The sequence below is a fragment of the Desertimonas flava genome, from assembly GCF_003426815.1.
GTDB lineage: Bacteria > Actinomycetota > Acidimicrobiia > Acidimicrobiales > Ilumatobacteraceae > Desertimonas > Desertimonas flava.
The window spans coordinates 24,695-51,469 of sequence record NZ_QKYK01000010.1 but is presented as its reverse complement, the minus strand read 5'-3'; the positions used below and the strand labels follow the sequence as shown (position 1 = coordinate 51,469).

The 26,775-nt window shown below is 70.8% G+C and carries 25 protein-coding genes; 9 read left to right on the top strand and 16 right to left on the bottom strand.

Features of this window, described 5'->3' with window-relative positions; genetic code table 11:
• Positions 1–80 precede the first annotated feature (80 nt).
• From DN771_RS13485 to DN771_RS13475, 3 genes are read right to left on the bottom strand one after another with little or no spacing between them, the layout of a single operon-like run.
• Positions 81–662, bottom strand: a complete 582-nt coding sequence (locus tag DN771_RS13485) for an NADPH-dependent FMN reductase (RefSeq protein ID WP_116998069.1) — start codon at positions 660–662, stop codon at positions 81–83.
• The gene (locus DN771_RS13480; RefSeq protein ID WP_162941912.1) at positions 659–1,492 is read right to left on the bottom strand and encodes a hypothetical protein; all 834 of its coding nucleotides are present in this window, start codon (positions 1,490–1,492) and stop codon (positions 659–661) included. Before DN771_RS13480 ends, DN771_RS13485 begins: the two co-directional genes overlap by 4 nt.
• A 39-nt stretch (positions 1,493–1,531) precedes the next feature.
• The gene (locus DN771_RS13475) at positions 1,532–2,155 is read right to left on the bottom strand and encodes a DedA family protein (protein ID WP_116998067.1); all 624 of its coding nucleotides are present in this window, start codon (positions 2,153–2,155) and stop codon (positions 1,532–1,534) included.
• 175 nt (positions 2,156–2,330) lie between these two features.
• Here DN771_RS13475 and DN771_RS13470 point away from each other — a divergent pair, with 175 nt between their 5' ends.
• Both DN771_RS13470 and DN771_RS13465 read left to right on the top strand, forming a co-directional pair.
• A complete protein-coding gene (locus DN771_RS13470) occupies positions 2,331–4,136 on the top strand; it encodes an ABC transporter ATP-binding protein (RefSeq protein ID WP_116998066.1) in 1,806 nt (601 codons plus the stop codon).
• Positions 4,123–5,946 carry an ABC transporter ATP-binding protein gene (locus DN771_RS13465; protein ID WP_205528577.1) on the top strand — a complete coding sequence of 608 codons (1,824 nt, stop codon included), beginning with the start codon at positions 4,123–4,125 and terminating at the stop codon, positions 5,944–5,946. The genes DN771_RS13470 and DN771_RS13465 overlap by 14 nt, the downstream gene beginning before the upstream one ends.
• A gap of 54 nt (positions 5,947–6,000) precedes the next feature.
• Here the strand turns inward: DN771_RS13465 and DN771_RS13460 are convergent, their stop codons facing one another.
• Positions 6,001–6,945 carry a DUF808 domain-containing protein gene (locus tag DN771_RS13460; protein ID WP_116998064.1) on the bottom strand — a complete coding sequence of 315 codons (945 nt, stop codon included), beginning with the start codon at positions 6,943–6,945 and terminating at the stop codon, positions 6,001–6,003.
• Positions 6,946–7,073: 128 nt separating this feature from the next.
• Between DN771_RS13460 and DN771_RS13455 the strand changes: the two genes are divergently transcribed.
• From DN771_RS13455 to DN771_RS13445, 3 genes are all read left to right on the top strand, one after another.
• Positions 7,074–7,298, top strand: coding sequence for a hypothetical protein (locus DN771_RS13455; RefSeq protein WP_162941911.1), 225 nt, complete (start codon positions 7,074–7,076; stop codon positions 7,296–7,298).
• A 98-nt stretch (positions 7,299–7,396) separates the two neighbouring features.
• Entirely contained in the window at positions 7,397–8,065 is a 669-nt protein-coding gene (locus DN771_RS13450) for a sigma-70 family RNA polymerase sigma factor (RefSeq protein ID WP_116998062.1), read from the top strand.
• Positions 8,062–9,504 carry an FAD-binding protein gene (locus tag DN771_RS13445; RefSeq protein ID WP_205528576.1) on the top strand — a complete coding sequence of 481 codons (1,443 nt, stop codon included), beginning with the start codon at positions 8,062–8,064 and terminating at the stop codon, positions 9,502–9,504. The genes DN771_RS13450 and DN771_RS13445 overlap by 4 nt, the downstream gene beginning before the upstream one ends.
• A gap of 2 nt (positions 9,505–9,506) precedes the next feature.
• Here DN771_RS13445 and DN771_RS13440 read toward each other — a convergent pair whose 3' ends face one another.
• From DN771_RS13440 to DN771_RS13415, 6 genes are all read right to left on the bottom strand, one after another.
• On the bottom strand, positions 9,507–9,767 hold the full coding sequence (locus DN771_RS13440) for a hypothetical protein (RefSeq protein WP_116998060.1): 261 nt from the start codon (positions 9,765–9,767) through the stop codon (positions 9,507–9,509).
• A 65-nt stretch (positions 9,768–9,832) separates the two neighbouring features.
• The gene (locus DN771_RS13435; protein WP_116998167.1) at positions 9,833–12,604 is read right to left on the bottom strand and encodes a helix-turn-helix transcriptional regulator; all 2,772 of its coding nucleotides are present in this window, start codon (positions 12,602–12,604) and stop codon (positions 9,833–9,835) included.
• 87 nt (positions 12,605–12,691) lie between these two features.
• Positions 12,692–13,267 carry a hypothetical protein gene (locus DN771_RS13430; RefSeq protein WP_162941910.1) on the bottom strand — a complete coding sequence of 192 codons (576 nt, stop codon included), beginning with the start codon at positions 13,265–13,267 and terminating at the stop codon, positions 12,692–12,694.
• 142 nt (positions 13,268–13,409) lie between these two features.
• Positions 13,410–13,703, bottom strand: coding sequence for a UBP-type zinc finger domain-containing protein (locus DN771_RS13425; protein ID WP_116998058.1), 294 nt, complete (start codon positions 13,701–13,703; stop codon positions 13,410–13,412).
• The gene (locus DN771_RS13420; protein ID WP_116998057.1) at positions 13,700–15,214 is read right to left on the bottom strand and encodes an MFS transporter; all 1,515 of its coding nucleotides are present in this window, start codon (positions 15,212–15,214) and stop codon (positions 13,700–13,702) included. Before DN771_RS13420 ends, DN771_RS13425 begins: the two co-directional genes overlap by 4 nt.
• A gap of 122 nt (positions 15,215–15,336) precedes the next feature.
• Positions 15,337–16,080, bottom strand: coding sequence for an alpha/beta fold hydrolase (locus DN771_RS13415; RefSeq protein ID WP_116998056.1), 744 nt, complete (start codon positions 16,078–16,080; stop codon positions 15,337–15,339).
• A 239-nt stretch (positions 16,081–16,319) separates the two neighbouring features.
• Between DN771_RS13415 and DN771_RS13410 the strand changes: the two genes are divergently transcribed.
• A complete protein-coding gene (locus tag DN771_RS13410; RefSeq protein ID WP_116998055.1) occupies positions 16,320–17,075 on the top strand; it encodes an SDR family oxidoreductase in 756 nt (251 codons plus the stop codon).
• Positions 17,076–17,082: 7 nt separating this feature from the next.
• On the opposite strand, the gene DN771_RS13405 is transcribed toward DN771_RS13410, so the two are convergent.
• From DN771_RS13405 to DN771_RS13380, 6 genes are all read right to left on the bottom strand, one after another.
• Positions 17,083–18,243 carry an aminotransferase class III-fold pyridoxal phosphate-dependent enzyme gene (locus DN771_RS13405; RefSeq protein ID WP_116998166.1) on the bottom strand — a complete coding sequence of 387 codons (1,161 nt, stop codon included), beginning with the start codon at positions 18,241–18,243 and terminating at the stop codon, positions 17,083–17,085.
• Between the two features lie 98 nt (positions 18,244–18,341).
• Positions 18,342–19,373 carry an ABC transporter ATP-binding protein gene (locus tag DN771_RS13400; RefSeq protein ID WP_162941909.1) on the bottom strand — a complete coding sequence of 344 codons (1,032 nt, stop codon included), beginning with the start codon at positions 19,371–19,373 and terminating at the stop codon, positions 18,342–18,344.
• A complete protein-coding gene (locus tag DN771_RS13395; protein ID WP_162941908.1) occupies positions 19,370–20,353 on the bottom strand; it encodes an ABC transporter ATP-binding protein in 984 nt (327 codons plus the stop codon). The genes DN771_RS13400 and DN771_RS13395 overlap by 4 nt, the downstream gene beginning before the upstream one ends.
• A complete protein-coding gene (locus DN771_RS13390; protein WP_116998053.1) occupies positions 20,353–21,240 on the bottom strand; it encodes an ABC transporter permease in 888 nt (295 codons plus the stop codon). Before DN771_RS13390 ends, DN771_RS13395 begins: the two co-directional genes overlap by 1 nt.
• A complete protein-coding gene (locus DN771_RS13385) occupies positions 21,237–22,250 on the bottom strand; it encodes an ABC transporter permease (protein ID WP_116998052.1) in 1,014 nt (337 codons plus the stop codon). The genes DN771_RS13390 and DN771_RS13385 overlap by 4 nt, the downstream gene beginning before the upstream one ends.
• 21 nt (positions 22,251–22,271) lie before the next feature.
• Positions 22,272–23,891 (bottom strand): ABC transporter substrate-binding protein, encoded by a 1,620-nt coding sequence (locus tag DN771_RS13380; RefSeq protein ID WP_116998051.1) that lies wholly within the window; start codon positions 23,889–23,891, stop codon positions 22,272–22,274.
• A 150-nt stretch (positions 23,892–24,041) separates the two neighbouring features.
• Here DN771_RS13380 and DN771_RS13375 point away from each other — a divergent pair, with 150 nt between their 5' ends.
• From DN771_RS13375 to DN771_RS13365, 3 genes are read left to right on the top strand one after another with little or no spacing between them, the layout of a single operon-like run.
• A complete protein-coding gene (locus tag DN771_RS13375; protein WP_116998050.1) occupies positions 24,042–24,728 on the top strand; it encodes a TetR/AcrR family transcriptional regulator in 687 nt (228 codons plus the stop codon).
• Complete coding sequence (locus DN771_RS13370; RefSeq protein ID WP_116998049.1) at positions 24,725–25,558, top strand: transketolase; 834 nt, start codon at positions 24,725–24,727, stop codon at positions 25,556–25,558. Before DN771_RS13375 ends, DN771_RS13370 begins: the two co-directional genes overlap by 4 nt.
• On the top strand, positions 25,555–26,733 hold the full coding sequence (locus DN771_RS13365; protein WP_205528574.1) for a transketolase family protein: 1,179 nt from the start codon (positions 25,555–25,557) through the stop codon (positions 26,731–26,733). Before DN771_RS13370 ends, DN771_RS13365 begins: the two co-directional genes overlap by 4 nt.
• Positions 26,734–26,775 lie beyond the last annotated feature (42 nt).

Below are 26,775 nucleotides of genomic sequence, written 5' to 3'. Positions count from 1 at the left end.
CGACGAGGGGAATGAGCTCAGTGTCGATGACCCCATGTACCGCTCTCGGGCCGAGCGCAGTCGCGCTCCGGACCGCCCGATCAGGCGCGATCGTGGGCGACCCGCCCGATCCAGTCCCGTAAGGCGGTCAGCCAGTCGCCGAGGAGTTCCCGGGTGGACGCGTCGATGATGGTGCCGTCGCCGGCGAATCGCTCCTCGGTGTACTGCACGTAGATCTCCGGCTGTCCGAGTGTCGGCGCGTCGAGGTAGGCGAGGATGTTGCGGAGGTGTTGTTGAGCCATCGCCGTGCCGGGCGCGCCGACCGACGCGCCGACGATCCCGACGGGCTTGCCGGTGAAGGCGCTCTCGCCGTATGGCCGCGATGCCCAGTCGATGGCGTTCTTGAGCGCACCCGGGATGGACCGGTTGTACTCGGGTGTGGCGATGATGAGGGCGTCGCTGCGCGAGATGGCGTCTTTGAGCTCCAGGGCTTCTGGCGGATAGTCGTCGTCGGCGTCGTACGTGTACAGCGGGAGGTGATTGATCGGGATGTCGATGAACTCCATCGCATCCTCCTCGCCGACGTCGCGCTCGCGCTCGAGCGCGATGACCCCGTTCAGCAGCTTGCGGTTGATGGAGACGGACGAGGTGCTGCCGACGATGCAGCCCACGGCGATGGTCATGCCGGCGCCTCGCCGGGGGACGCCTGCCGGTCACCGGCATCGTCACCGCTACGGTCATCGTCCAGATCGAAGCCCGAGGACCGCTCGGCGGCCTCGTCCACATCGTGCCCGTGGCGACGGGTCATCCGGCGCTCGTTCACCTGGTCGGTGTCGCGGTTGCTCGTCGGATCCGAGTCGGGTGGAGGTGTGGGCATGGCCTCGTGTACCCCGACGATCGGCGACGCAGTCGACGGCACGCTGCCGGATGGCGCCGAGGCGCCGGCCGGCGGGACCGGCTGTGGATCGCTCGGAGGCACCGCTCCCGGCTCGAGCGGAGTGACATCGTCGAACCGGCATTTGACCAGGTCGGCGTGAGGCGGACCGTCGGGGGCGGTGGTGGTCACGTCGGCGTAGCGACGGCGGGCGTCGCCGGGGGCGAGCACCCCCGTCACCACGTCGTGCATCAGGTTGAGTGCGAGCAGGTTGGTCCGCAGGTCGGGGCCGACCACCTCCACCAAGCCGTCGTCATCCACGACCAGGCCGAGGTCGAGCTCGTCGACGGCGGCGCGTCGATCGGCGGGGACGTGGTAGCGAATGGCCGAGCGAACCGACGCGGCGTGAGGAACCGGCCACTCCCGCTCCTCGAAGTCGCGCGCCGCGACGATCCGCTCCCACGGCTCCACGCGCTCCCACACGAGCTCGCGTTCCGATACTCGGTTGGGCTCGTGGTGCACGTGGATGAGCCAGCTCGCGGGCCGGCGCGATTCGCCGGGCCACGAGCGGATGGCGTCCAAGGCATGCAGTCGCCGTGCCGTCGCTGGTGCGGCGGGCGGATCACTCGGTCGGTCCATCGTCCTCTCCTGGCCACCGGTACCCGTCAGCACCGCCGGTCAACCATGGACGTCCACGAGATCGGCCCGGCTCGTCTCGTGGGCGTCACCGGGGGACGACCCCTCGGTCGTCCTGCGACGGCGCCAGATCAACGCGACGAGCACGATGCCGGCGATCGCGGCGATCGAGACGCCGATTCCGACCCGGTCGACGACGTCGGCGATGTCGTCGCCCCACACGAAGCCGATCGTGGCGACCACCGTGCACCACGCCGCCGCGCTCGGAACGTCCCAGGCCAGGAAGCGGGCCGCCGGCATCCCGGCGGTCCCGGCGACGACCGGCACGACGGCGCGCAGGGCGCCCACCCAGCGGGCCACGGCGACGGCGACACCGCCCCGCTTCGTGAAGTACCGGTGCGCTCGCTGGACGGACGGGCGCAATCTGCGCAACCACCGCCATCGATCGATCGCACGAGTGCCGACCGTTCGCCCGACGGTGTAGCCGGCGGTGTCGCCGGCGACGGCCCCGATCGTCGCCGCCACGATCACGAGCGCGATCGCCGTGTCGTTGTGGGCGGCGGCGGCGCCGGCCGCGACCAGGCCGACCTCGCCGGGCACCACGAAGTCGGTGAGGATCAGGCTCTCGGCGAGCACCATCGCCAGCACGATGAGCGCGAGCGTCACGCCGTCGGCCCTCGCGATCGTCTCGATGATCCTGCTGGCGATGTCGCACCTCCCTGGTCCTGCTCCGTGTACCCGCCGCAGCGGACGGGACAGTCGTCGCCGTGAGAACTGCGGTCCGGCGCGTCCCGGACCGACGGATATCGCCCGTCGGCAACGATGGAGGACTGTGCCTCGAATGTCGTCCAGTCCGGAGTGGGGATTCTTCGCCGCCGTCCGGCGTGCCGCGCCTGCACGGGCGCTCTGCTGGTGGACCGGACTGATCCTGCGCGGCGTGCTCCCGCCGTTGCTCGGCATCACCGTCGGCTGGCTGGTGAACGAGATCGAGCACGGTCGGGGACTCGGCGCGCCGCTCACCGTGTTCGGTCTGCTCTTCGTCGCCGCCCAGGTCGTCGGCCCGTTGCACGAGGCGGTCGGCTATTCACTCGGCGAGCGCGTCTCCACCTACCTGCACGATCGCCTCATGGAGGTGACGACGTCGCCGGCCGGGATCGCCCACCTCGAGCGCCCGGACCTGATCGGTGACCTGACGATGGCGCGCGACTTCGACATCGGCATGACCGGACCACCGGTGTCGTACTCGATGAACTTCATCAGCGACGGCCTCGTGCTCATCGTCACCGGTGTCTCGTCGGCGGTGGTCCTGGCGACGCTGGGGTGGTGGCAGGCGATCCTGCTCGTCGCCGCATGGTCATCGACCCACGTCCTGTTGCGCGAGAGCGCCGTGTGGCACGACCGCAACACGCCCGAGGTGCAGAGGGCCCAGCGCCACGCGGAGTACTCGTATCGTCTTGCCGTCGACCCCCCGGCGGCCAAGGAACTGCGGTTGTTCGGTCTCGGCGACTGGATCGTCGATCGCTTCCGGGCCCAGCGCCGCGTACTCGGTGACCTTCAGTTCGAGGCGACGCGGCTCCGGGAGCGGTCGACGATCGTGTGCCTGCTCGCGCTCGTCGCATCCAACGTCCTGGTGTTCTGGTCGCTGGCGGAGCGGGCCGCCGACGGGGGACTCGGGCTCGGGGCGGCGCTCATCGCCACCCAGGCCGCCGTCGGAGTGAGCGGCATCGCCTTCGGTGGGCTGGGCTGGGCGCTCGACGGCATGGCGGCGCCGGTGGCGGCGATCTCCCGGTTGTCGGCGTCGATGGGCGAGGCCGGCCGACTGCCCAGCGGTGTTGGCGGGACGGCGACCCCGGCACGGGGACGAGGGCCGGAACTGCGATTCCGCAACGTCTCGTTCGGCTACCCCGACGGGCCCCTGGTGCTGGACGGGCTCGATCTCACCGTGCCGGCCGGGACGTCGCTCGCCATCGTCGGGCAGAACGGCGCCGGCAAGACCACGCTCGCCAAGTTGATCTGCCGGTTCTACGACCCGACGTCCGGAGCGGTCGAGGTCGACGGCACCGACCTTCGCGACCTCGACCTCGACGTCTGGCGGCGCCACGTCACTGCGGTCTTCCAGGACTTCGTCCGTTACCACTTCACGCTGCGCGACAACCTGGCGCCGGGAGGCGGGGTGAGTGACGGTGAACTGGAAGCGGCCCTGGCGGATGCTGGCGGATCTGGTGTGGCCTCGCTCGATCGCATCCTCGCCACCGGCTATCCCGGTGGCACCGACCTGTCGGGGGGACAGTGGCAGCGCGTCGCACTGGCCCGAGCACTTTCGGCGGTCCGGCGGGGTGCCGGTGTCGTGCTGCTCGACGAGCCGACGGCCCAACTCGACGTGCGCGGCGAGGCGGAGATCTTCGAGCGCGTGCTGGCGGCGACCCGCGGTCGCACCACCGTGCTCGTCTCGCACCGCTTCTCGACGGTGCGCCAGGCCGACCGCATCTGCGTGCTCGAACAGGGCAGGGTGGTCGAGTTGGGGACCCACGACGAGCTGATCGCTCTCGACGGGAGGTACCGGCGGATGTTTGACCTGCAAGCGTCCCGTTTCGTCGAGGTGGACGAGCAGACGGGGGAGGAGGTGGTCCTCGATGAGCTCGCCTGATTCGGGCCTCGCCACTCCGCCCGACGCGGACCAGCCGATGCCGCGGCCGCTGCCGGCGATGTGGCGATTGATGCGCTTGGGGTGGAGGGTGGAGCCGCGGCTGCTGGCCCTGTCGCTCGGGATGACGTTGCTGACGATGCTCCCCGACGCGGTGCTGGCGCTCTGGTTGAAGATCCTCACCGAGGGCATCGTCGACGGCGACCGGGGCCGGGTCTACACGGCAGCGGCCGGACTCGCCGGTTCGGCCACGCTGACGTGGTACCTCAGCGTGATCAACGACCGCGTCTCGAGGCGGTTCCGTGACCGTCTCGCCATGCACGTCGAAGGACACATTGCCGGCCTGCAGGCCAGCGTGCCGACGATCGAGCACCAGGAGCGACCGGACTACCTCGACCGTCTCGCTCTCCTCCGCGATCAGTCGTTCGCGCTCGATCACCTCTTTTCGTCGATGCTGACCAACATCGCCCTGATCGTCCGGCTCGTCATCACGGCCGCCCTGTTGGCCTCGGTGCATCCCGCCCTCGTCCTGCTGCTCGCCTTCGGCGCCCCGGCGTTGGCGGTGTCGTTCTGGCGGCCCGGTGTGGAGAACCGGGTCTTCGAGGCCAACGCCCACCACGACCGGTTGGCCCGCCACGTGTTCGACGTGGCGACGACCGCAGGGCCGGCCAAGGAGGTCCGCCTCGCCGGTCTCGGCCCCGAGCTGCGGTCGCGGCGGCGCGCCACCCGGGCCACGTGGGAACGGCCCGTCGCCGGCGCCCGGTGGGTGTCGGCGCGCTGGTCGGCGGCGGCGTGGGCGGTCTTCGGCGCCGCCTACGCCCTCGGCATCGCCTGGGTCGCTCGCCGGCTCGACCGCAGCGTCGCCGAGGTCGTGCTGGTGGTCGCCGCCGGGCAGCGGCTGTCGCAATACGTCGCGCAGTCGGCCGGAGAGCTCGGGTTCCTGCGTGGCGTGTGGATGGAGTCGTCTGTCCGGCTCGCCTGGCTCGAGGACTACGCGGCCGCCGCCGAGAAGCGAGCGACGCAGCAACCGCCCGGCCGCCTGCGTACCGGCATCCGGTTCGACGACGTCTCGTTCCGCTATCCCGGAACCGACCGCCTGGCGATCGACGGGGCGACGTTCGAGATACCGGCGGGAACCGTCGTGGCCATCGTCGGCGAGAACGGCGCCGGCAAGTCGACGCTGGTCAAGCTGCTCGCCGGCATGTATCGGCCGACCTCCGGGATCGTGACCGTGGACGGCATCGACGTCACCGAGATGTCGCCGAGCGCGTGGCGTCGCCGGATGGCGGGAGCGTTCCAGGACTTCTTCCGTTTCGAGTACGTCGCGTCACAGAGCGTCGGCGTCGGTGATCTCGAGCGCCTCGACTCCATCGATGCGGTCGACGCAGCGATCGTCCGGTCGGGCGCCACCGACGTCGTCGAACGCCTCCCCGCCGGACTCGCAACGCAACTGGGACCCACCTGGGACGACGGCGCCGAGCTGTCGCACGGGCAGTGGCAGAAGCTCGCGCTGGCCCGGGGCTTCATGCGCGACGAACCCCTTGTCGTCGTGCTCGACGAGCCCACCTCGGCGCTCGACGCCGAGACCGAGCACTCGCTGTTCGAGCGCTACGCCGCCGCAGCACGGGCCGCCAACGACAACGGCCGCATCACGGTGCTGGTCTCGCACCGGTTCTCGACGGTCCGCAGCGCCGACCTCATCGTCGTTCTCGACGGCGCCCACGTCGTCGAGGTCGGGACGCACGACGAGCTGCTCCGGCGCCGTGGCCAGTACGCCGACCTGTTCGAGATCCAGGCCCGCAGCTACACCTGAGCCCGGCGTCGCCGGCGGTGAGAGAGTGCCAGGCACGATCTCACCGGCCGCGGCTCAGTGGGCCTTCGTCGACCGGGGGAGCTGGTGGAGCACGGTGACGACGATCGCCCCGGCGACGAGCCCGACGATCGCCGACGTGACCGTGTCGCCGAGCCAGCCGGCCACTCCCTGCAGCGCAGACGGGAACAGGTCGCGGAACCAGTGGGACACGTCGTGGGCGACGTCCTCGGGACCGTGGAAGCCGGCCTCTGCCATGTTGACGAGCAGGATGTGGCCGCCGACCCAGAGCATCGCCGCCGTGCCGACCAGGCCGAGCACGTTCATCACCTTCGGCATCGCCTCGACGAGGCGCTTGCCCATGCGCTGGCTCGACTCCGACGGCCGCTGGGCCAGCTTCAGTCCGATGTCGTCCATCTTCACGATGAGGGCGACGACGCCGTACACGATGATCGTGATCACGACGGCGACGACGATCAGGATGAGCAGCCGGGTGACGAACGGCTCGTCCTCGACCGACGCCAGCGAGATCGCCATGATCTCGGCCGAGAGGATGAGGTCGGTGCGCACGGCACCACGAACGACCCGGCTCTCGTGCTCGGGGCTTGCCAGCTCCTCGGGCGACGGAAGCTCCTCTTCGTGGGTGCCGGTCAACAGCTCGTAGACCTTCTCGGCGCCCTCGAAGCACAGGAAGAGACCGCCGAGGATCAGCAGGTACGGCATCGCGTCGGGGAGAAACTCGCTGAGCAGCATCGCCACCGGCAGGATGAGCAGCAGCTTGTTGCGCAGCGAGCCGATGGCGATCTTCTTGATGATCGGCAGCTCGCGAGCGGCGGCCACGCCGCGCACGTAGTTCGGCGTCACGGCCGTGTCGTCGACGACCACGCCTGCGGCCTTGGCGCTCGCCTTGGCGGCAGCCGCGCCGACGTCGTCCACGGACGCCGCGGCCATCTTGGCGAGCGACGCGATGTCGTCCCACAGGGCCATCAATCCACCACTCATCGGGCTGCTTGCTCCTTCTCGACGATCACGCCCCGGTCGGCGGGCTGAAGGTAGCGCGCCGACGGCCGGTCCGGCGCGATGCCGGCGCGCCGATGTCACACGGCACGGGCCCGGGCGGTCTTCCGATCATGAGCTTCTACCTCTCCAACCTCGACGTGTGGCCCACGGGCGTCGAACCAGCCGAGTTCATCGAGCCGCCCTCACCTGGCGACGGCGATGCCCAGCTCGCCGAGCGGCGGTTGCCGACGGCGTTCACGTCGAGCGAGCCGATCGCCCTCGACGGTCGGGAGGTCCGGCCCGCCGAGACTGCGACAGACCCGGACGAGGTCGGCAACCGGCGCGCCGCCGATTGAGGCCACCTCACTGGGGACCCGACTGGGGACTCCCACGGAGGCGACGTCGGGTTGCCCGCTGTCACCGTCAAGTACCCCACTTGTCACGAGGTGACCCCATGAGCAATGTCTCCGTCCCCAGCCGGTGCGCCGACGAGTTCGCCGCCGAACAGTTCGCCGCCATCCGGGCCCGATTGTTGTCCGTCGCCCACCGAATCCTCGGCAACCACGCCGAGGCCGAGGACATCGTGCAGGACGCCTGGCTCCGTTGGCAGGCCTACGACCGGAGCCGGGTCCTCAACCCGACCGCCTTCCTCGTCACCACGACGGCGAGGTTGGCGCTCAACGCCGCCCAGTCGGCCCGGGCCCGCCATGAGTCGTGCGTCGGGCACTGGACGCTCGAACCGGTCGATCCTCATGGCGACCCGGCGCTCGGGGCCGAGCGTTCCGACTTGGTGGAACGTGGACTGCACCTTCTCCTCGAACGGTTGGCTCCGGTCGAACGGGCGGCGTTCGTCCTGCGCCAGGCGTTCGAGTACCCGTACTCGCGGATCGCCGCCATCCTCGGCATCACCGAGGCCAACACCCGTCAGCTCGTGAGTCGTGCCGGCAAGCGCCTGTCGGCGATGGAGCGGCTCCGGACGGTCAGCGCCGCCGAGCGTCACGCCTTGATCGACGCCTTCGTCGGTGCCGCGTGCGGCGGCGACGCGGCGAGGCTCGAATCGCTGTTGACGATCCATGTCGTCGTCGCCGAATGCCGCCCGCTGCACGAGGTGCAGGCGGCGTGACCCCACGCCGGATCCGCACGTCGGTGCTCGTCGTTGGAACCGGCGGAGCCGGACTCCGCGCCGCGATCGAGGCGGCCGAGCGCGGCGTCCCCGTGGTCGCGGTCGGCAAGCGACCGCCGGCGGACGCCCGGACGGCGCTGGCCACCGCCGGTGCCGACGCGGCGCTCGCCACGCCCGACGGCGAGGACAGATGGCTCCAGCTCGCCGCCGACACGCTGGTGGAAGGCCGCGGTCTCGCCGACCCGCGCATGGTGGAGATCGTCTGTGAGGGCGCCGTGCGCGCCCTCGCCGACCTCGAACGCTACGGGATGCGAGTCGACCACGATCGCGACGGCCGGATCTCGCGGCGAGAGCTCGGCCTGCAGTCGTTCCAGCGGGCCGCCTTCACCGGTGAGTCGACAAGACTCGAGATCCAGCGCGCCCTCACCCGCCGGGCCGCCGAGCTGGATGTTCCGGTCGACGACACGATCTATGTGACGAGCTTGCTCGAGGTCGCCGGGGCGGTGGTCGGCGCCTATGGCTTCGGGCTGACCGACGGTGCGAGGTACGTGGTCGAGGCCGACGCCGTCGTGCTCGCCGCCGGCGGGCACAGCGGGATCTGGCTCCACAGCTCGGCCCGCCACGACGAGAACACCGGCGATTCGATGCGCCTGGCGTGGGCGGTGGGGGGCCGGATCCGGGACGCCGAGCTGGTTCAGTTCGACCTGTTCGACGAGATTGGCCCGGGCGACCACGGAGGAACGGCCGACGCCGTGCCCCGGGCCCACGTCACGCTCGGCGGGATCGCCGTGCGTCCGGCCGACGGCAGCACCGGGGTCGCCGGCCTGTACGCGGTCGGTGAGGCGGTGGGCGGGGTCCACGGAGCCAGCCGCCTCGCCGGCAATGACCTGATCGAGCTGCTCGTCTACGGACGCATCGTCGGTGCGGCCGCTGGTGCGTACGCCACCGGTGGCCTCGTCCCCCGGCGAGACACGGCAGCGTTCATGGATGCCGTCGCTGCGGCGCGTGCCGACGTCGATGCGGTCGCCGCGGCGACCGGCCCCGAGAGCGTGCGCACGCTGCAGCGCGAGATGGGCGAGCTCATGTCGGTCTGTGCCGGCGAGACCCGCGACGGCACGCGGATCCGGGGTGGGCTCGCCATGCTCGACGCCATCGAAGAGCGCATCGGGCACGTCGGCGTCCACCCCGACGTCTCCGGGCCGCGTGATCTCGCTCAGGCCTACGACCTGCGATCGTCGGCGGTCGCCGCGCGTGCGACCCTCGACGGCGCGGCGGCGCGCCGGGAGACCCGTGGCTGCCACGTGCGTTCCGACTTCCCGTCGACCGATCCGTCGCTCGAGGTGAGCCTGATCTGGTCGGGCCCGGGACAGATCGCCCGCCGAGCGATTCCCCGCCCTCCGGAGGGCATCGCCCGCCTGATGGGCCGCGGGGCGCGCTGAGGTCAGCGGCCGGGCCCGATCGGAGCGCTCGCGCCGAGGCGAGGCGCCGGGACCGGAAGCAGATCGAGGACGAGGCGCGCCGCCTCGTACGAGTCGAAGTTCGCCATGATCACGTCGCCGTCGACGGCGATCATCCCGTGGATGGCGAACGCCCGCACGCCGATCTCGGCGACGTCACCCGAGATGACGGCGTTCTCGGCGATCATGCCCCGGAGGAACCGGAGCTGGGACTCCTGCGGATGTGGTCCGGGTGAGACGCTCATGCCTGACCACGGTCGCAGAACGTCGCGTCGGTCGCCTCCGGGAGAACGCCCAGTCCGAACCCGCGTCAGTGCGGTGCGTCGTCGAGATCGAGCTGCGCGCCGATCGACCGCAGCTCTCGCCGTGAGCTGATGCCGAGCTTCGTGAACACCTTGCCGAGGTGGTATTCGACGGTACGGGGGCTGATGAACAGCTGGCTGCCGATCTCGGGGTTGGTGAGCCCGGCGGCGGTCAAGCGGGCGATCTGCGCCTCCTGACCGGTGAGCTGGATGCGGGTGGAGACCGAGCGCTTGCGAGCGGTCTCACCCGTCGCGCGGAGCTCCCGGCGAGCTCGCTCGGCGAATGCTTCGGCCCCGGCGCGGCTGAAGATCTCGTCTGCCGAGCGCAGCTGGTCCCGCGCGTCGACCCGCCGGCCCTCCCGCCGCAGCCATTCGCCGTACAGGAGATGAGCGCGGGCGAGATCGAGCTTGATACGCGTCCGGCCCAGCCGTTCGACGGCATCGGTGAACAGCTCGTCGGCATCGCTCCCGCTGGCCATCATCGCCCGTGAGCGGGCGAGCACGCCGAGCGACCACTCCGTTCCGGCGGCGATCGTGCGGTCCTCGAGCTCCTCCAGGGCCTCGGATGCCTCGGTCCGCTCGCCGCCGTGGACCCCGGCCTCGACAAGCTCGGCGAGGGCGAATCCCCGGACGCCGAAGTCGTCAAAGGCGCACGCCGTCCGGGCCCCCAGTAAGGCGGCGTCGTAGCGCCCGAGTCCGTTGTAGAGGACGGCGTCGAAGTAGCCCCCGAGTCCGAAGGCCCGCCCCTCGCCGCGGGTGTTGGCGTCGGCAACGGCCGCGGCCGTCAGCGAGCTGGAGAAGGACTCGTTACCCCGCCACGCGGCCAGCAGACCCGTGGTGTACTTGAGCGGGGCGGTGTCGATGGCGGCCGTGATCGCGTCCGACTCCTCGATCAGGCCGTCGGCGGCGTCGAACTCGGCGGCGTGGACGTGGACGCTGGCCCGGTACATCAACGCCAGGGGCAGACGGCCGAAGGTACCGGCGTCGCGAGCGAGTTTGATGGCTCTGGTGGAGAGCTCCTCCCACAGCTGGTCGTCCCAGAGCTCGCCGGCCAGGAGCCAGGCCAGTCCGAACGACCGGCCGGCGTCGCCGTCGAAGTTGGCCCGGAACGACTCCAGCGCGGCCCGCAGCTCGGGCGCCGCCGCCGCGTAGCCATCGGTGAACCGGGCGGCCATGGCGTCGAGCAGGGCGTCGACGACCGTCGGCGGCATGGCCGGGCGGGCCGCCGCCCGTCGGACGGCGCCGGCGACGTCGTGAACCGTCGGGTACACCGCGGCCCGCCCCGCGAAGATCGCCGCCGTGAGCGCCTCGAGGTAGGTGCCGCGGGCCAACGGGTCGGCGAGATCGTCGAGACGGGTCGCCGCATCGAGCAGGAGTGGGGGAGCGTCGGTACCGCGCTGTCGGGAGTAGACGATCTCGGCGCGCAGAAGGGCCGCCCGGGCCCGCTGGTGATCGTCGAGGTCGACGATGTCCGCCGCGGTCAGCAGGGCGTCTGCGGCGTCGAACGCCCCGGCGTCGAGCTTGGCCTGCGCGGCGGCCAGGATGCGGCCGGCACGGCGACCCGGGTCGGCGGTGAGCTCGGCGGCCCGCTCGAGGAATGCCGCGGCCGCCGCCACCCCACCGCGCCGCTGCGCCCGGCCGGCGGAGTGCTCGAGGTCGGCGGCAACCGATTCATCGGGAGCCACGGCGGCATGGGCGCGGTGCCACGCCCGGCGGTCGGGGGCGTGATCGGCATCGGTCGCCTCCGCGAGTGCCAGATGGATCTGTTGCCTGTCGGCGGCGCTGCCGGAGCGGTAGGCCGCCGATCGGACCAGCGGGTGGCGAAAACGGACGTGCGCGCCGAACTCGATGAGCCCGGCTCCCTCCGCCGCGAGCTCGGTGTCGGGCCCGATGCCGAGACGAGTGGCGGCCCGCCGAAGCAGGGCATGATCGCCGATCGGCTCGGCCGCGGCGACGAGCAGCAGGCGTTGTACATCGGGTGGGAGCACCTGCACGCGCCGGACGAATGCCTGCTCGATCTGGCTCGACAGCGGTCGGGCGTCCGGAAGCGCGAAGCCGCCGGCGAGCTCGGCCGCGCTCAGACCGCGAGGCAGCTCGAGGAGGGCCAGCGGGTTGCCGCGGGTCTCGGCGACGATCCGGTCGCGGACACGCTCGTCGAGCCGGCCGGGACTCGCCGACTCGAGCAGGGCTCGGGCGTCGGCGCTGCCGAGTGGCCCGATCGTCCGTTGCGGCAGTCCGTCGAATTCCACCGCGTCGCTGGGATCGCGCACCGCGAAGACCAGGGCGACCGACTCGGCGAGCAGCCGGCGGGCCACGAATGCCAGCACCTGGGCGGACACGTGGTCGAGCCAGTGGGCGTCGTCGATGAGGCACAACAGCGGGATGTGCTCCGCCGATGCGGCGAGCAGGCTGAGCACGGCGAGGCCGACGAGGAAGCGGTCCGGGGCGTCGCCGGCGACGATGCCGAACGCCGTGCCGAGGGCGTCCTGCTGGGGGCGGGGCAGGGCGTCGAGGTGATCCAGCATCGGTAGGCAGAGCTGGTGGAGCCCGGCGAACGCCAGCTCCATCTCCCACTCCGCGCCGGCCGTTCGCAGCACGCGGCAGTCGCCGGCCCCGTTGGCGAGGTGGTCGAGAAGCGCCGACTTGCCGATGCCGGCCTCCCCTCGCAGGACGAGCACTCGGCTCCTGTCCTGCCGGATGTCGTCGAGCAGGCGGTCGAACACGTCGAACTCGTTGCTGCGTCCGAGCAGCACGGGAGGGCCGGGCTCATAGCCGAGCATGCCCACCGCCCCGCCGAGAGTTCGACATCGATCTGTCAGACTAAGGGTCGCCGCCGCGCTTGCCGCACCGATGCCAGCCACTCGGCACTACCGGCGCTCGTGGCCGGCCGGTGGGCGATTGCGCCGCGATGCCTCGATGAGCCGTTCGTCCAGCAGAACGGCCTTGTGGTCGGCGAGGTCGCCGCTCGTCCAGCGCACGCTGTGTTCGCCGTGGAGCTCGGTCGCCAACGCTTTCCGGGCTGCTCCGCGGTACAGCCGATCTTCGGCGAGCCACGCCGAGTACTCGCCGTCGCGGTCGAAACCGAGCTGCAACCAGCCGTGGCTGAGGATGTCGTGAACCGCCCGGAAGCGGTCGTACGGACCGCCGATCCGGGAGTCGAGCAACGGCGGCCGGCGATCGCGGTCGTACGCCACCGGCCACAGCTCGAGCACGCGGTGGTGACGCACGGACTCGGCGAGCTCGACGGCTGACACGTACGGCTCGGCGCAGCGGGTGTAGACGACGCGCACGGGGCGCCGACCTCGCGGACCCGTCAGCCGGTCGAACCAGCGGCAGGCCTGCTCACTCAGGTCCGCGTAGGCGTGGGCGATCGACGGATCGGCGGACGATCGCGGCGCGTCGGCGAACGCCATGGCGACGCGGCGGGCCTGGTCGGCGTTCACCCGGCGGAGGCATCCTCGCACGACGGGTTGTGGTGGGATCGTTGTCACCGCAACGAAGACCGCACAAGCCGCCTTCCTGTGACACCGCGGTGCGGGCCGCCCCGAGATAGTGCCAGGCACTATCTCGGGGCGGTCAGCACGGTCACGGGTGGGACGGCGACGGCGTGTCGCCGTGCTCGAAGAAGAGCTCTTCGGCGTAGCACCACCACCAGTTCTCGCCCGGCTCGTAGGAGCGGATCAACGGGTGGTCGGGGTGCGAGTGGAAGTGCGCGGTGGCATGCCGGTTGGGTGACGAGTCGCAGCATCCGACGTGGCCGCAGGCTTGGCAGATCCGCAGATGGACCCAGCGGCCGCCGATGGCGAGACAATCCTCGCAGCCTTGGCTGGACGGGGTGACGTCGGCGACCGTGCCGAGGTGGGTGCAGGTGGTGGTCATGGGTGAGCTTTCGGTGTTGGTTGGCTGGGACGATGGGACGGGCTCGCCTCGCTCTTGACCGACGGGTCGTGGCACGCCCACTGCGCCGAGGGCTGCGGGACAGCATGCACCGGGGCTGTCTCGCGTACGAGCAGGAACGAGATCAGCCCTCCGGTGGCCGTCACAGCGGCCGCGATGCGCATGCCGGCGGCGAAGCCGGCATCGAGGCTGTCGGCCACCGGGCCGTCGGTGGTGACGCCGGCGAGTGACGGAAGGGCGGCGACGGCGAGGAGGCCGGCCATGCGCGCTGCTGCGTTGTTGACGCCCGACGCCGCTCCGGCGGACTCGTCGGGAACGCTGGCGAACACCGCCGCGGTGAGCGGGGCGACGGTCAGCGCCATGCCCAGCCCGAACACAACGACGCCCGGCAGGACGCCGCTGACGTAACGATCACCAGGAGACACGCCGGAGAGCAGCACGATGCCGACCGCTGCCGCCAACGGCCCGAGCGTCATCGGACCCCGGGCCCCGATGCGCTGGGCGAGCTCGCCGGCGCGGGCGGACAGGACGAGGAGCAGCAGGGTGAACGGAACGAGTGCGGCGCCCGCCTCGAGCGCGCTGTAGCCGAGGGAGAACTGCAGGCGCAGGACGAGGAGGAAGAAGGCGCCGCCCAGCCCGGCGTACACGGCGACCGTCGCCAGGTTGGCGCCGCTGAACTGGCGCGACGCGAACAAGCTCACGGGCAACATCGGTTGTGGGCTGCGGCGCTCGACCACCACGAAGGCGATGCCGGCCGCCAAGCCGCCGACTCCCGACGCGACGCTGAGCCCGCCACCGCGGTCGATGGCGAAGTACGTGATCCCGGCGAGCGTGATGGTCGCCAGCGCGGCGCCGGGGACGTCGAGGTGGGTCGCCGTCGCCGACCGGGTCTCGGGGACGTGGCGGACGGTGATCCAGATCGCCACCGCGGCGAGGGGCAGGTTGATCAGGAACACCCAGCGCCAGCTCACCGAGTCGATGAGCCATCCGCCCACGAACGGGCCGACGGCACCCGCCACGCCGGCGAGCCCCGACCAGGCGCCGATCGCCTTGGCCCGGTCCTCGGCGTGAAAGCTCGACGCGACGATCGACAGGCTGCCGGGGACGAGCATCGCCCCGCCGACACCTTGGAGGGCGCGGGCCGCGATCAACAGGCCGGGAGACGGGGCGAGGCCGCACAGTACCGACGCGACGGTGAAGGCCACCAGACCGGCGACGAACACACGCCGCCGCCCGAAACGATCACCCAGGCTCCCGCCGAGGAGGAGGAGCGCGCTGAGCGTGACGAGATAGCCGTTGATCGTCCACTGGAGATCGGCGAGCGAGCCCCCGAGGTCGTCGCCGATCGCCGGCAGGGCGACCTGCACGACGGTGCCGTCGAGGAAGGCGATGCCCGAGCCGAGGACCGTGGCGGCGAGCACCCACCGTCCCTGCGGTGTCCCGACGCGAAGCTCGGCATCGTCGGGCTCCGCTGCTCCTGGTTCGTGTGGCATCCGACTGCCTCCCTGCTCGCCAGTCTGGCCGACGATGTGATGTCCTGCCGGCGGACGCGCGACCCCGGGGGGGGCGGGGTGGCGAGTCCGCCGGCACGGTGCTCGTGCCGCGGCCGCGGGTACTACAGAGTCGCGTAGGCGTCGAGGATCGTCGCGGCCACCTCGTCGGGCCGCGACACGCTGATGGCGTGCGAGCCGCCGACGACCTGGCGGGCCACCTTGGCCGACGCTCGATCGGCCAAGGACCGGATCAGGTCGGCGGGGATGTTGCGGTCTTCGCTGCCGTAGACACACCACGACGGGATGGACGTCCAGGCGGGAGACGCCGTGGGCAGACCATCCGACAGGGCTGCCGCGGTGACGGGTCGTTGCGTCACGGCCATCACGGCGGCCTGCTCGGCGGGCACGTCGGCGGCGAACTGGGCGTGGAAGAGGTCCTGACGGATAACGAACTCTTCGCCACCCGACGACACGGGGTACGCGGTGAGGGCGTCGCCCAGCGTGCTGCCGGGGAATCTCGTCGACAGCTCGAAGGCCGACTCCCCGGTGTCGGGCATGAAGGCGGCGACGTAGACGAGTCCGACGACGGCGTCGTTGTCGGCTGCCGCTTCGGTGATCACCATGCCACCGTAGGAGTGGCCGACGAGCAGCACCGGGCCGCCGATCCCGGCGATCACGTCGCGCACGTAGGCGCCGTCCCCGGCGAGACTGCGCAGAGGATTCGCCACGGCGACGATGTCACAGGCGTTGCGGCTTCCGGAGATCAGTGTGGTGCCGTAGTGCCGGAGCCGTTCGATCACGGGGTTCCAGCTCGCCGACTCGGCGAACGCGCCGTGGACGAGGACGATGGTGGGTCGTTGGGACATTGCGGGGTCTCCTCACTCGTGTCGATCGGTTGCCGACCTCCGCAACGTCGCGCCGCGCCGCCCCCGTTCGCGTCCGTCGAAGTCCCCAGTCCGTTCCCCGGTGGGTCCGGCCGCGGTCAGGCCGATGTCGTGACGTCCGGGCCGTCGGGTCGGACGTCCATCTGTCACAGACCGGCGAGCTGTGCGGTCTTCACCACAACCGCACGTCGGCTCCACCCCTTCCAGAAAGCAGGCTCATCATGAAGGTTGTCGTCATCGGAGGCACCGGCCTCATCGGCTCGCAGGTCGTCGCCCGTCTGAACGAGCACGGCCACGAGGCCATCCCAGCGTCCCCGGCAACTGGCGTCGACACGATGACCGGCGCCGGTCTCGCGGACGTGATGGGGGGTGCGTCGGTCGTCGTCGACGTCACCAACTCGCCGTCGTTCGAGGAGTCGGCGGTGCTCGAGTTCTTCGAGACCTCGACGCGGAACCTGCTCGAGGCGGAAGCGGCGGCCGGGGTCGGCCACCATGTCGCGCTGTCGGTCGTCGGCACCGACCGTCTCTCGGGCAGCAGCTACTTCCGCGGCAAGATCGCGCAGGAGAAGCTGATCACCAGCTCGTCGATCCCGTACTCGATCGTCCACGCGACGCAGTTCTACGAGTTCATCAAGACGATCGCCCAGACGGCGACGAACGGTGACGTCGTCCGGTTGCCACCGGTGCTCTTCCAGCCGATGGCCGCCGCCGACGTCGCAAAGGCCGTCGGCCGCACCGCGGCCGGCCCTCCGGTCAACGGCATCGTCGAGGTCGGCGGACCGGAGAAGTTCCGCCTCGACGAGCTCGTCCGCAACGTGCTGGCGGCCAAGGGCGATCCGCGCCAGGTCGTCACCGATCCGGAAGCGCCGTACTGGGACGTCAAGGTCAGCGAGCGCACCCTCGTGCCCGAGGATGACGCCCAGCTCGGTGAGATCCGCTTCCAGGACTGGGTCGCCGCGCAGGCCGCCAACGGGTAGGCGCCGATCAGGCGATGGTGGCGACCGACGCGAAGGCGGCCTCGGTGGCCTCCAGGGCCCGGTCGATGTCGGCGTCGGTGTGCGCAGCGGACAGGAACCAGTTGTGCATCGGATGGAAGTAGGCGCCGTGACGCGCGGCGATCTCGGTCCAATGCGACGCCAGCCGGTAGTCGTGATCGGCCTCGAACGTCATGAACGGCATCTGCACCGGGCCGGTCTGGTTCACCGTCAGACCGTGGGCGGCGGCTTGGGCGGCGATCCCGTCGCGTAGCCGCTGCCCGGCCCGCTCCATCGTCGCCACGGCGCTCTCGCGGGCGAGGGAGTCGATCGTGGCGATCGACGCCGCCATCGGCACCGCCGAGAACCAGAACGAGCCGGTCACGAAGATGCCCTCGGCGCCGGGCCGGAAGCGATCGTTGCCGAGAACGGCGGCGAGCGGGTAGCCGTTGGCGATCGCCTTGCTCCAGGCCGAGAGGTCGGGCTTCACCCCGATCGGTTCCCAGCTGCCACCGAGCGCCAGCCGGAACCCGCACCGCACGTCGTCGAGGATCAGCGCCGCTCCGAGGTCGTCGCACAGCTCGCGCAGTCCGGCGGCGAACACCGGATCCACCAGCTCCTGGTCGAAGCGGGCGTCGTGCTTGAACGGCGAGACCACGATGGCGGCGACGTCGTCACCGGCGGACTCGGCCGCGGCGATCGCCGACTTGAGGTCGTTGAAGCGGTAGTGCAACAGGTGGACGCGGTCCTCGGGGGTCGTGCCGTTGGTGATCGGCGTGCACCACGGCGCGGCACCGTGATAGGCGCCCTCGGCGACGAGCACCTTGCGCCGTTGCGTCGTCGCCCTGGCGACCGTCACACACGTCGTGGTGGCGTCGGTGCCGTTCTTGGCGAACAACGCCCAGTCGGCGTGGTCGACCACCGACACGAGCTTCTCGGCCAGCTCGACCATCACGGCACCGGGCCCGTTCTGGCAGTCGGCCCGCCGGCGTTGATCCTCCGCCGCTGCCTCCACCGCGGCGTGCCGGTGCCCGAGCACGATGGGCCCGTAGCTGCACATGAAGTCCACGTACTCGTTGCCGTCGACGTCCCAAATGTGGCAGCCCTCGCCACGCTCGAGGAACTGGGGGAGTGCGGCGGGGAGGCGGGCGACGTTCTGGTGGCCGTACATGCCGCCCGGGATCACGGCCGCGGCACGGGCGCGCAGGGCACGGTCCGCCTGGCGGGGGCGGACGTCGTCGGTCGTGGGCGTGATGGAGTTGGTGGGCGTCACAGCGCCTCCGTTTCGAGGGTCGGGGACGGGAGTGGAGACAGAGTCGGCAGCACGCTGGTCGACTCGGGATGATGGCAAGCGACGGGGTGACCGATCCCCGGATCGGCCAGCAGGGGCACCTCCAGCGCGCAGCGCTCCGTCGCCTTCCAGCAGCGGGTCCGGAAGTGACAGCCGGACGGCGGCGAGATGGGCGTCGGCGCCTCGCCGGCGAGCACGATGCGCCGCCGCTGCCGCTCGACGAGGGGGTCGGGGATGGGGACCGCCGACAGCAGCGCTTGCGTGTACGGGTGGCCCGGCCGGTCGTAGACGTCCTCGGCCGTTCCCTGCTCGACGATGCGGCCGAGGTACATCACCGCAACCCGGTCGCTCAGATGCCGCACGACCGACAGATCGTGGGCGATGAACAGGTAGCCCAGGTCGAGCTCGGTCCGCAGCTGTTCCAGCAGCCGGACGATCTCGGCCTGGATGCTCACGTCGAGGGCCGACACGGGTTCGTCGAGAACCAGCATGTCGGGGCGCGGTGCCAGCGCCCGGGCGATCCCGATGCGCTGGCGCTGTCCGCCGGAGAACTGGTGGGGATATCGCTCGGCGGCCCTGCGGGGCAGCTGGACGAGGTCGAGCAGCTCGGCCACCCGCTGGTCCTCGCGCCCGGGATCGATGCCGTGCACGCGCAGCGGCTCGGCCAGGAGCTCGCCGACCTTCATCCGGGGTGTCAGCGTCGCCTGCGGATCCTGGAAGACCATCTGGAAGCGGCGGCGCATGACCCGCAACTCCTCGGTGCCGAGCTGCATCAGGTCGGTACCGGCGAAGCGGATCGACCCACTGTCCGGTTCGACGGTGCGGACGACGCAGCGGGCCGTCGTGCTCTTGCCGCAGCCCGACTCGCCGACCAGGCTCAGGGTCTCGCCGCGATCGAGGTGGAACGACACGTCGGCCACCGCGTGGACACGACCCGTCGAGCGCCGGAACGGCCGGCCCCGAATGGCGAACGTCTTCACGAGATGCTCGACGTCGAGCAACGCCGTCATGGTGTGGCTCCGTTGCCGATGGCGACCGGCATCGCCGCCACGTGGCACGCGGCCGACGTCGAACCCCGGGGCAACAGCTCCGGCGCCTCGGTCCGGCAGCGATCGATGGCGACCGGGCATCGCGGGTGGAAGGCGCATCCGCCGGGAAGCTGGTCCAGCGACGGAGGAGCGCCCCCGATCGGAACGAGGTCGTGACGCCGGTCGAGCCGCGGAAGGCAGGCGAGCAGTCCTCGTGTGTAGGGGTGGTGGTGACGGTGGAACACGTCGACGACCCCGCCCTGCTCGACGACCCGACCTCCATACATCACGACCACGCGCTGGGCGAGGCCGGCGACCACGCCGAGGTCGTGCGTCACCAGCACGACGGCGAGCTTGCGCTCGCGCTGGACGGAGGCGAGGACGTCGAGGATCTGCGCCTGGATCGTCACGTCCAGCGCCGTGGTCGGCTCGTCGGCGATGAGCAGCTCGGGATCGTTGGCGAGGGCCATGGCGATCATCACCCGCTGGCGCATGCCACCCGACAGCTCGTGAGGGTAGTTGCGCAGGCGCCGCCCGACGTCGCTGATCGAGACCAGCTCGAGCAGCTCTGCGGCGCGGCGCGTGGCGTTGCCGCGGTCGCCGCGTTGGTGGATCCGCACCGCCTCGGCCAGCTGGTGACCGACCGTGTGCGCCGGGTTGAGCGACGTCATCGGGTCCTGGAACACCACCCCGATGCGTCGCCCGCGGATGCCTCGCAACGTCGCCGGCGACGCATCGAGCAGATCGATGCCGTCGAAGACGATGCTCCCGCTGGCGCGAGCGCTCGGACCCAGCAGGCCGAGCACGGACAGCATCGTCACGCTCTTGCCCGACCCCGACTCCCCGACGATCGCCACCACCTCGTCGGCCCCGACGTCGAGGTCGATGCCGCGCACGGCGTGGAGCGCACGGGCCTCGGTGCCGAAGCGGACGTTGAGGTCACGGATCTCGAGCAGCGGCATCAGCTGCGAGACCTCACGTCGAAGTGGTCGCGCAGGCCGTCGCCGAGGAAGTTGGCGGCGAGCGAGATCGACAGGATCGCCAGCCCGGGCCCGAGCGAGATCCACCACTGGTAGAAGTTCTTCGTCCCGTCCTCGATCATCAGCCCCCACTCGGGCGACGGTGGGGCGGCGCCGAGACCCAGGAAGCTGAGCGACGCCGTGAGGATCACGACCTGGCCGAAGTCCATCGTCGCGTTGACGAGGACCGGGGTGAAGGCCAGCGGCAGGACGTGCTTGCGGAGGATGCGATGACGGGGGACACCCACCGACGTCGCCGCCTCCACGTGCTCACGATTGCGGATCGACAGCACCTGGCCGCGCAGCAGGCGCGCGTAGAACGGCCACCAGACGAGGATCACGGCGATCACCGTGTTGCGCAGACCGGGACCGAGTGCCGCGGCGACGGCCATGGCGAGGAAGATCGGCGGGAACGCCAGAACGATGTCGCTCGCCCGCATGATCACCGAGTCGATCCATCCTCCTCGGAACCCGGCGATCGCGCCGAGGAGGCCGCCGATCACCGCCGTGGCGGCGATCACCACGGCGGTGGCCGGCACGGACTGGCGGGCCCCGTGGAGCGTGCGCAGCAACACGTCGCGGCCGAGGGAGTCCGTCCCGAGCAGGTGCGACCAGCTCGGCGAGCTGAGCCGTTCACCGACGGCCTCGGTGGGCGTCGCCCATCCCCAGATCGGCACCGTGATGGCGACGATCGCCCACGCGACCAGCACCGCCGTTCCGATGGCGATCGTCGGGCGGCGGAAGGCCGAGCGGATCGTCGCCCAGCGTCCGGCCTCGGACGGGCGCGCCGCCACGGCAACGGCGTCGATCGTCGGATCGGCGAGGCTCATGACAAGCGCACTTTCGGGTCGGCGACGGCGTAGGCGATGTCGGCCAGGAGGCTGCTGACGAGGAAGATCACGCCGGCCGTCAGGCACACGCCGTTGATCGCCGGGTAGTCGAGCCGCGTGGTCGACTCGACCGCGTAGGAACCGATGCCGTTCCACGAGAAGACCGTCTCGGTGAGCACGGCGCTGGTGAGGACCACGCCGAGCATCAGGCCCATGATCGTGATCACCGGGGTGAGCGAGTTGCGCAGCACGTGGTGCCGCATGACGCCACCCTCGTCGAGGCCCTTCGCCCTCGCCGTGCGGACGTAGTCGGCGTGCAACTCGTCGAGGGTCGCGGCCCGGACGAGCCGGGACACGATGCCCATCAGGCTCCACCCGAGCACCAGCGCCGGCAGGGCGAGCTGGCGCAGGCATTGCCACGCGAGGCTCGGGTTGCCGTCCAGCAGGGCGTCGATCGTGTAGAGCCCGGTGACGTGGTCGGGAGGGTCGACCCGTGACGGCAGCCGTCCCGGGCCGGGGAACCAGCCGAGGCGGGCGTAGAACACGTACAGGACGACCAGTCCGAGCCAGAACACCGGGAGCGAGGAACCGACCAGTGCGGTCAGCCGGGCGACGTGATCGACGAGGCGGTTCTGGTGCCGGGCCGAGACGACGCCGAGGATCACGCCGCCGATGCCGCCGAACAGGAGCGCGGCCAGCCCCAGCTCGGCGGTCGCCGGCAGCCGATCCCACAGATCGGACGTCACCGGCTTGCGGGTGCGGAACGACGTACCGAGATCGCCGGAGAACACGTTGCGGAGGTACGAGAAGTACTGCTCCAGGATCGAGCCGTCGAGGCCCCACTTCTTGCGTGCCGCGGCGACGACCACCTCGTTGTTCATCGCCCGCTCACCCACGATCGACGCCAGGGGGTCGGCCGGGATGAGCCGGGCGATGATGAACGCGAGGGTCAGGATCCCGAACAGCAGTATCGGGGTGACGGCGAGCCGCCGCAGCAGATAGCTACCCATGCCGTGCGGCGGCCGCGGCGCTCACGAGATGCCGACGCTCCCCAGTTCCAGGTTGCAGCAGGCGCTGTAGCGGACGCCAGTCAGGTCGGCGGCGTAGGCGAGCACGAGATCGGGGTTGACGAGCGGCAGGATGATCGCGTCGTCGATCATCGCCTGACCGAGCTGGGCGTAGAGCGCCGTCCGCTCTTCGCCGCTCGCCGCCAGCGCCTGGGCCAGAAGGTCGTCCTGCTCGGGGTTGGCGTCGAAGCCGCTGCGGCCCAGCCACGCCGACCCCTCGACCATCCCGAAGTACTGCACGTACTGGCTGGGGTCGACGTGATCGGGTGCGAAGTACACGGCGGTCACGGGGATGCCGTCGCCGGTGATCTGCTCGACCCACTGTGCGAACTCCAGCGGCTCGAGCTCCAGTTCGACGCCGATCGCCGTCAGGTCCTGCTGCACCTTCGCCATCAAGGTGTCGAAGTCGACGCCATAGACGTTGACGGCGGGGTAGGCGGCGCGCAGGGTGAGGCCATCGACGCCGGCCGCGTCGAGCAACGCCTGGGCTCCCTCCACGTCCTGCACCGGGAGCGGGAGATCCTCGGAGCCGGCGAAGCCGTTGGGGATCGGAGACGCCTGCAGTCGGCCGTTGCCGCCCACGGTGGTGTTGAGGATGCCCTCGTAGTCGAGCGCCATACGGATGGCGTTGCGCACGTCGGGATTGGCGAGCTCCTCGCCCCCGGGGGCGCCGGGGCTCAATGCCACGTAGACGAAGTTGTAGGAGTTGACGATCTCGGTCGTGATCTCGGCGTCGCCCTCCAGTTCCCCGATCGAGTCGAAGCTGATCTGCATGGCGATGTCCACGTCGCCCTGCTGCAGCTGCTGCAACTGGGACGTGGAGTCGACGACCTGCTTCAACGTGACACCGGGGAAGACGCTCGGCGTGCCCCAGTAGTCGTCGTTGCGCACGAGCACCAGCTCCTCGCCGTCGGAGTACGATTCGAGGACGAACGGGCCGCTGCCTGCGGAGTTTTCGAGGAACCACGGCTCGGCGGTGTCGGTGTCGGCGCTCGTCGTCGCCCCGTTCTCCTCGGCGAGGGCCGAGTTGGTGATGGCGAGGTACGGGGCGGCGGCGACGCTGAGGAAGGCCGAGTTGGGCTGCTCGAACGTCACGACCACGGTCTGTTCGTCTGGTGTCTCGATCGTGGCCCCGGCAATGAGGTACGACGCCGAGCCGGCGAGCCCGGCGAGGCGGTCCCATGAGAACTTCACGTCGGCCGACGTGACCGGAGCGCCGTCGGCGAAGTGGGCATCGGCGTCGAGCGTGAATGTGAACTGGGTGTTGTCGGCGTTGGCCTCCCACGACTCGGCGAGGCGTGGCACGAGCACGTTGAGATCGGCCGGGTCGACGCCGACGAGGGTCTCGTACACCGCCGTCAGGTAGATCTGGCAGGTGTCGCAGTAGACCAGGCCGGGATCCAGCGTGGTCAGGTCCATGTCGCGGGCGATCAGCAGCTCGCGGGCGTCTGCCGCCTGCGGTGCCGGCCTGCCGCCTGCATTGGTGCTGGCGGATCCCGCCCACACGGCGAGGACGGCCGCGGTCGCGGCAATTCCCAGCCGTCGGCGGTGCCGCCGCGGCGCGGCGTCGGTGGTGGACCTCATCGTGCTCCCCTCAAATTCGTCCGGTTCCGGCGCCGCCTGGCAGCCGGTCGACGTCGATCATCCCCCGACCGTGTTTCCGGTCGATGATCTATTTCGGACGTCCGTGTTAACAATGCCGCGAGCGGACTACGGTGTCAACCCGGAGGAAGCGTGCCGAAGATCGTCGACCACGAGGAGCGCCGACAGCAGCTGGTGGAGGCGGTCTGGCGCGTCATCAACCGGTGCGGACTCGAGAAGACGACCGTCCGCGAGATCGCCCTCGAGTCGGGGTACTCGACGGGATCGCTGGCGCACTACTTCCCCACGAAGGACGACATCCTGCGGTCGGCACTGGAACGGGCCGATCAGCAGATCCGCGACCGTCTCGACCAGATGCCGGCCGACGCCCGGCCGGTCACGCGGCTGCGGGACGCCCTGCGGCAGGCCCTTCCACTCGACGAGGAGCGGGAGTTCGAGCTCACGCTCGATGTCAACTTCTGGGCCCGCGCCCTCAACCAGCCGGCCCTGCGCACGCTGCAGCACCGGGACCACGACGGATGGCGCACTTGCATCCTCGACCTCGTCCGCGAGAGCCAGCGGGCCGGGCAGATCGATCGCAAGCGCAAGGCCGACGTCGTCACCGATCTGCTGGTCGGGTTCGTCGACGGCATCGGCCTGCAGGGTCTGGTGTACCCCGAGCTGATCACCCGCCAACGCATCGACCTGCTGCTCGATGCCCTCCTCGTGTCCCTCGGCGCGAACCGTCGGTATCTCGTGCCGTTGCCCGCTGTCTCCGGCTCGCCCGGAGCGTCGTCTCGCCCATCGTCCAAGCAACGCTGGAAGAAGGAGTCCACATGAGCGATGACCTGCTCGCCCATCTGCGCGATCGTGCCCGGTTCGTCCGTACCGAGACCGTGCGACTGTCGCGCATAGCCGGGGCCGGCCACTACGCGTCGTCGTTCTCGGCCGCCGAGCTGCTCGTGGCGCTCTACTACCACGCCCTGCGGCTTCGTCCCGGCGAACCCGCCTGGCCCGATCGCGACCGCTTCGTGCTGTCGAAGGGCCATGCGGCGATCGGGCTGTATCCCATCCTCGCCGATCTCGGCTTCTTCGAGCCGAGCGAGCTCGACGACTACACGCGATTCGGCAGCCGCTACGGGGATCATCCGGACATGAAGAAGATCGCCGGTGTCGACTTCAGTTCCGGCTCGCTCGGGCACGGCCTCTCGGCGGCCGTCGGCATCGCCCTCGCCGGTCGCGTGCGGGGGAGCGATCATCGGACGTGGTGCATGCTCGGCGACGGCGAGCTCGCCGAGGGACAGGTCTGGGAGGCGGCCATGGCGGCCGGGCACTTCGAGCTCGGCAACCTCGTGGCGGTCGTCGACCGCAACCAGATGTGCATCGACGGGTTCACCGACGAGGTGATGAGCGTCGAGCCGCTGACCGATCGCTTCGCCGGGTTCGGCTGGCACGTCCAGCGGATCGACGGCCACGACCTCGACACCATCGTGGCCACGTTCTCCGATCTGCCGAGGGCCGAGCGGGGCCAGCCACAGGCGATCATCGCCGACACCATCAAGGGACGGGGAGTCGCCCGCATGGAACTGTCGCTCGACTGGCACGTGGGCAACCTCGTCGGTGAGGACTACGACGACGTCATGGCCGAGCTGGCCGCGGGGTTGTCGTGAGCGCAGCGAGCGACGGCCGCCCGAGCGAGCGCCAGCGAGCCGGCGCGGCGATGGGGCGCGAGCTCAGCGAGCGGGGGCGCAGCCCCCAAGGTGGCGTCGTGAGCGCAGCGAGCGACGATCTCCGCTCCACCGCCGACTCCGGCGACGTGCAGGACACGGCCGAGGTCTTCCGCGGCACGGCGTCGGGGGCCACGCGACTGCGGGACGAGCGGTCGTCCGACGGCAGCGATCAGCAGCGCGCGATCCCGGCGTTCGTGCTGGGGGAGGAGCTCGCCGATCTCGCCGACCATGACGACCGCATCGCCGTCCTGACCGCCGACCTCGCCAAGGCCAACCGACTCAACGACTTCGCTGGTCGCCACCCGGACCGCTTCTTCAACCTCGGCATCGCCGAGAAGAACATGATCACCGTCGCCGCCGGGATGGCGGCGTCGGGCATGGTGACGTACGCGGCGACGTTCGCCTCGTTCTCGGCGCTGCTCGGGTGTGAGCAGATCCGCACCGACTGCGCCTACCCGCATCTGCCGGTCCGGGTGATCGGTCATCACTCCGGGATGTCGATGGGGTTCTACGGCACGAGCCACCACGCCCTCGAGGACCTCGGCATCATGCGCACGATCGCCGACCTCACGGTGGTCTGTGCCACCGACGCCAACCATCTGCGCGGCGTGCTCCGTGCCTCGGTCGATCACCCCGGCGCGATGTACATCCGCCTCGGACGGGGACGCGATCCCGAGGTGTACGGCGACGTGCCCGACGTGAGGTTCGGCGAGGCGATCCGCGTCGTCGACGGCGGCGACGCGGCGATCGTCGCCACCGGCTCCACCGTCCACCCGTCCGTCGCGGCCGCGCAGCGGCTACGTGCCGAGACCGGTGCAGCGGTCGCCGTCTACGACATGCACACGGTCAAGCCGCTCGACACGGGTGCGGTTGCCGCGGCGGCGCGGACGGGGCGGGTCCTGGTCGCCGAGGAACACAATCACACCAACGGGCTCGGCACGGCGGTCGTCGAGGCCCTGTTCGACGGCGGTCACCACGACGTGCGGGTACGGCGCGTCGACGTGCCCGACGAGCACGTTCCCATCGGCCCGCCCGCCGCCCTGTACGCCCACTACGGCCTCGACGCCGACGGCCTGCTCGCCGCCCTCCGCCAACTCCTCGACACCTACACCTGACGCCTGACGGGATGTGACAGAGACACATCCCGTCACGTCCGG

What these genes read in the sequence shown, in the direction of transcription:
- DN771_RS13485 (WP_116998069.1), bottom strand. Translation starts at nt 662, where the DNA reads ATGACCATCGCCGTGGGCTGCATCGTCGGCAGCACCTCGTCCGTCTCC.
- DN771_RS13480 (WP_162941912.1), bottom strand. Translation starts at nt 1,492, where the DNA reads ATGGACCGACCGAGTGATCCGCCCGCCGCACCAGCGACGGCACGGCGA.
- DN771_RS13470 (WP_116998066.1), top strand. Translation starts at nt 2,331, where the DNA reads ATGTCGTCCAGTCCGGAGTGGGGATTCTTCGCCGCCGTCCGGCGTGCC.
- DN771_RS13465 (WP_205528577.1), top strand. Translation starts at nt 4,123, where the DNA reads ATGAGCTCGCCTGATTCGGGCCTCGCCACTCCGCCCGACGCGGACCAG.
- DN771_RS13460 (WP_116998064.1), bottom strand. Translation starts at nt 6,945, where the DNA reads ATGAGTGGTGGATTGATGGCCCTGTGGGACGACATCGCGTCGCTCGCC.
- DN771_RS13455 (WP_162941911.1), top strand. Translation starts at nt 7,074, where the DNA reads ATGAGCTTCTACCTCTCCAACCTCGACGTGTGGCCCACGGGCGTCGAA.
- DN771_RS13450 (WP_116998062.1), top strand. Translation starts at nt 7,397, where the DNA reads ATGAGCAATGTCTCCGTCCCCAGCCGGTGCGCCGACGAGTTCGCCGCC.
- DN771_RS13440 (WP_116998060.1), bottom strand. Translation starts at nt 9,767, where the DNA reads ATGAGCGTCTCACCCGGACCACATCCGCAGGAGTCCCAGCTCCGGTTC.
- DN771_RS13435 (WP_116998167.1), bottom strand. Translation starts at nt 12,604, where the DNA reads ATGCTCGGCTATGAGCCCGGCCCTCCCGTGCTGCTCGGACGCAGCAAC.
- DN771_RS13425 (WP_116998058.1), bottom strand. Translation starts at nt 13,703, where the DNA reads ATGACCACCACCTGCACCCACCTCGGCACGGTCGCCGACGTCACCCCG.
- DN771_RS13420 (WP_116998057.1), bottom strand. Translation starts at nt 15,214, where the DNA reads ATGCCACACGAACCAGGAGCAGCGGAGCCCGACGATGCCGAGCTTCGC.
- DN771_RS13415 (WP_116998056.1), bottom strand. Translation starts at nt 16,080, where the DNA reads ATGTCCCAACGACCCACCATCGTCCTCGTCCACGGCGCGTTCGCCGAG.
- DN771_RS13410 (WP_116998055.1), top strand. Translation starts at nt 16,320, where the DNA reads ATGAAGGTTGTCGTCATCGGAGGCACCGGCCTCATCGGCTCGCAGGTC.
- DN771_RS13405 (WP_116998166.1), bottom strand. Translation starts at nt 18,243, where the DNA reads ATGTACGGCCACCAGAACGTCGCCCGCCTCCCCGCCGCACTCCCCCAG.
- DN771_RS13400 (WP_162941909.1), bottom strand. Translation starts at nt 19,373, where the DNA reads ATGACGGCGTTGCTCGACGTCGAGCATCTCGTGAAGACGTTCGCCATT.
- DN771_RS13395 (WP_162941908.1), bottom strand. Translation starts at nt 20,353, where the DNA reads ATGCCGCTGCTCGAGATCCGTGACCTCAACGTCCGCTTCGGCACCGAG.
- DN771_RS13390 (WP_116998053.1), bottom strand. Translation starts at nt 21,240, where the DNA reads ATGAGCCTCGCCGATCCGACGATCGACGCCGTTGCCGTGGCGGCGCGC.
- DN771_RS13385 (WP_116998052.1), bottom strand. Translation starts at nt 22,250, where the DNA reads ATGGGTAGCTATCTGCTGCGGCGGCTCGCCGTCACCCCGATACTGCTG.
- DN771_RS13380 (WP_116998051.1), bottom strand. Translation starts at nt 23,891, where the DNA reads ATGAGGTCCACCACCGACGCCGCGCCGCGGCGGCACCGCCGACGGCTG.
- DN771_RS13370 (WP_116998049.1), top strand. Translation starts at nt 24,725, where the DNA reads ATGAGCGATGACCTGCTCGCCCATCTGCGCGATCGTGCCCGGTTCGTC.